The organism is Streptococcus sp. k-378 (assembly GCF_013277505.1).
Classification (GTDB): Bacteria; Bacillota; Bacilli; order Lactobacillales; family Streptococcaceae; genus Streptococcus; species Streptococcus pseudopneumoniae.
The window spans coordinates 1-3,629 of the sequence record NZ_VMNC01000154.1 but is presented as its reverse complement, the minus strand read 5'-3'; the positions used below and the strand labels follow the sequence as shown (position 1 = coordinate 3,629).

General features: G+C 38.6%; 3 protein-coding genes and 2 pseudogenes. All 5 read left to right on the top strand.

The genetic code is table 11. The features are described from left to right. Positions 1-309: pseudogene (locus HT719_RS10995) on the top strand (N-acetylmuramoyl-L-alanine amidase family protein); the annotation flags it as partial. A 203-nt stretch (positions 310-512) separates the two neighbouring features. Continuing rightward, positions 513-647 (top strand): annotated as a pseudogene (locus HT719_RS10990) (LPXTG cell wall anchor domain-containing protein); the annotation flags it as partial. 306 nt (positions 648-953) lie between these two features. Then, positions 954-1,727, top strand: coding sequence for a TatD family hydrolase (locus HT719_RS10985; RefSeq protein WP_172929219.1), 774 nt, complete (start codon positions 954-956; stop codon positions 1,725-1,727). Next, a complete protein-coding gene (gene rnmV / locus HT719_RS10980) occupies positions 1,727-2,287 on the top strand; it encodes a ribonuclease M5 (RefSeq protein ID WP_023938948.1) in 561 nt (186 codons plus the stop codon). The genes HT719_RS10985 and rnmV overlap by 1 nt, the downstream gene beginning before the upstream one ends. 71 nt (positions 2,288-2,358) lie before the next feature. Continuing rightward, positions 2,359-3,258, top strand: a complete 900-nt coding sequence (locus tag HT719_RS10975; RefSeq protein ID WP_000904845.1) for a helix-turn-helix transcriptional regulator — start codon at positions 2,359-2,361, stop codon at positions 3,256-3,258. Positions 3,259-3,629: the final 371 nt, after the last annotated feature.

The following is a 3,629-nucleotide window of genomic DNA, read 5'->3' as shown; positions in this document are numbered from 1 at the left end:
TCAATGGCCACAGGATGGTTGCTAGACAATGGCTCATGGTACTACCTCAATAGTAATGGTTCAATGGCCACAGGATGGTTGCTAGACAATGGTTCATGGTACTACCTCAATAGTAATGGCTCAATGGCCACAGGATGGTTACTAGACAATGGTTCATGGTACTACCTCAACAGTAATGGCGATATGAAAGTTAGCCAATGGTTCCAAGTTAGTGGGAAATGGTACTATGTAGATGAATCAGGTATGCTTGCAGTCAATACAACAGTAAACGGCTATAGAGTCAATGCTAATGGTGAATTGGTAAACTAAATCTAACTGAATGAATCTTAATATTATTTTTTGATAGGATATTAAGGCTGAAAATAACTCCATAATCTCTAGCCAGATTTATGCTACTGGAGATTATGGAGTATTTTGTAATATAAGAGATAATGGAAGGATGAGCTAGTAACTCAACATTCTTATATAATAGATTGAATCTAGAGTAGTACATAGTTACTGATGAAAAATCAACTGTTAAAGTGCCTGCTGGCAAATAATTACCTAACACAGGTTCAGCATCAAGTGCAGCACTTGCTAGTCTTGGTCTAGTGGTGGCAACAAGTGGTTTTGCTTTGCTAGGAAGAAAGGCTAGACGTAGAAAATAGGATAGCTAGAAATTTCTATTCTCTACTTAAAGTTAGATTATAAGGGGGATTTTGAGAAGTCATCAATCCTAGTGATGGATGAGAAAAGTGAGAACCCAAGATAATCACACACTTTAGCTGAACAGGGATATTCTATTCTATCAATGTAACCAGTCTCTTCTGTCTCTAACTGTGGAATAGAAGATGGGCAATATCGGATAGAAAAGCTAGCAGAATAGCTCTATTGAAGAGAGGAGGGAAACCGAAAAATTGGGTGCCCCTCCTCTTTTTTGGTATAATAGAAGATAGAAAACGAGGTTAGAAGAGATGATTTTTGATACACATACACACTTGAATGTAGAAGAATTTGCAGGTCGTGAGGCGGAAGAAATTGCCTTGGCTGCTGAGATGGGTGTGACACAGATGAATATTGTTGGTTTTGATAAACCGACGATTAAGCGTGCCTTGGAGTTGGTAGATGAGTATGACCAGCTCTATGCGACTATCGGTTGGCACCCGACAGAAGCAGGGACTTACACAGAGGAAATTGAAGACTACTTGCTTGATAAGCTCAAGCATCCAAAGGTAGTTGCTTTGGGTGAGATTGGTTTGGATTATCATTGGATGACAGCGCCCAAAGAGGTGCAGGAGCAGGTTTTTCGCCGTCAGATTCAGCTATCTAAGGACTTGGATTTGCCTTTTGTTGTCCATACCCGTGATGCGCTGGAAGATACCTATGAGATTATCAAGAGCGAGGGAGTTGGCCCTCGAGGTGGCATTATGCATTCTTTCTCAGGAACTCTTGAATGGGCAGAGAAGTTTGTTGAGCTTGGCATGACCATTTCCTTCTCAGGAGTGGTGACTTTCAAGAAGGCAACTGACATCCAAGAAGCAGCTAAAGAGTTACCTTTGGACAAGATGTTGGTGGAGACGGATGCGCCTTACTTAGCACCAGTTCCTAAACGTGGTCGCGAAAATAGACCAGCCTATACTCGCTATGTAGTAGATTTTATCGCGGATTTGCGTGGCATGACGACCGAGGAGTTATCGGCAGTAACAACTGCAAATGCAGAGCGCATTTTTGGATTGGACAGCAAGTGATGAAAGAAAAAATTTCCCAAGTTATCGTGGTCGAAGGTCGCGATGATACGGCCAATCTCAAACGTTATTTCGATGTAGAGACCTATGAAACACGAGGTTCTGCCATCAATGAACATGATATAGAGCGGATTCAGCGCCTGCACCAACGCCATGGAGTCATTGTCTTTACAGACCCAGATTTTAATGGGGAGCGGATTCGGCGCATGATTATGACGGCTATTCCAACAGTTCAGCATGCCTTCCTCAAACGAGAAGAAGCTGTTCCTAAGTCCAAAACTAAGGGGCGTTCTCTGGGAATTGAGCATGCCAGCTATGAAGACCTGAAAATGGCTCTAGCTCAGGTGACAGAACAATTTGAACATGAGAGTCAGTTTGACATCAGTCGTAGCGACTTGATTCGCCTTGGTTTTCTAGCAGGGGCAGATAGCCGTAAGCGCAGAGAATATCTAGGAGAGGATCTCCGAATCGGCTATTCCAACGGCAAGCAACTCCTCAAGCGCTTAGAGTTGTTTGGGGTTACTTTAGCAGAAGTGGAAGAAGCTATGAAATCTTATGAGTAGGAAAGATGTGATCGTTACAATTTTTTAAGTTTCACAGTATTTTTCGAAGCAGGTAGAAGAGGAGGCGTCTGATGTTAATTGGTCAAAAAATTAAAGAGATTCGGATAGAAAAAGGAATTAGTCGTCCAGATTTTTGTGGAGATGAGCAAGAACTGACAGTTCGTCAACTGTCGCGAATTGAAAGTGGAGCTTCGCAACCGAGTTTGCCCAAGTTAGACTATATTGCTCGCCGGCTAGGAGTTCCAGCTTATAGCCTTATGCCGGATTTTTCAGCTCTTCCTTCTGCTTATTTAGAATTGAAATACCAGATTTTACGTGAACCAATCTATGGTAAAGAAGAGGAGTACGATAAGAAGGAAGCGTGTTTGGAAGAGATTTATAAAACATACTTTGATAATCTTCCTAAAGAAGAACAATTAGCATGTGAAGTATTGCAGGCGTGTTTGGATACTTCTAGAACTAGAAGGCCTGAATATGCAGAGTTAATACTTGAGGAACATATGCCTCAGATCATAGAAAAAGAAGTTTATTCAACAAATGATATGTTGTTGATTCGTTTGTTTTTTTATCAAATGCTCATTAGAAAAGATCTTGCCAAATTTATAAATCAAATCGAAAAGCTAATGCTCTTTCTTTTGGAACAGAAGAAGGTAACTCAAATAGAGAATTACTTTATAATTAGAGATACTCTTATTTCAGGAATGTGTTGTCTTGAAAAGGTAGGAGTAACTGATTGTTTTAATGATTATCTATCGTGTTTACAAGAAATTATGGATAAAACTCAAGATTATCAAAAGAAGCCTCTTATATTTATGTTTTTGTGGAAGCAAGCATTAAGAGAAGAAAGAGATTTTAGTTTAGCTGAATCATTTTATCAGTCTTCTAAAACATTTGCGCAGCTAATTGGAGATGAATTTCTAGTAAAGAAATTGACAGAGGAATGGCAAGAGGATGTCAAAAAATATTTATAAACATAGTGAATCAGTGACAAAAATGTCCCTGTTCTTGTATCAAAACAGTTCTAAAGTTCGTCTTTAGAGCTGTTTTTTAGATATAAGCTAAAAATGACACGAAATGGTTAGATTTTAAGGACATTGATGTCCTTGGAGTTTATTTAAGAATAATTTATAATTAATTAAAATGTGAAAGGAGATTACAGTATGAACTTTTCTATTTTATTTAGTTACTTGGTTGTTTAAATAAAATTCAATCTACTATAGTAAAATATCTAAAAAATTCGATTTTTTCTTTGACAACAAATAATAAAAATGATATTCTTATCATATAAGAAATCGGTTTCAAAAAAGAGAGAGGAGGATTTATCCCAAATCATTCATACCTC

Excerpts from the sequence above, each read along its gene's own strand:
- HT719_RS10985 (WP_172929219.1), top strand. The coding sequence starts at position 954 with ATGATTTTTGATACACATACACACTTGAATGTAGAAGAATTTGCAGGT.
- rnmV (WP_023938948.1), top strand. The coding sequence starts at position 1,727 with ATGAAAGAAAAAATTTCCCAAGTTATCGTGGTCGAAGGTCGCGATGAT.
- HT719_RS10975 (WP_000904845.1), top strand. The coding sequence starts at position 2,359 with ATGTTAATTGGTCAAAAAATTAAAGAGATTCGGATAGAAAAAGGAATT.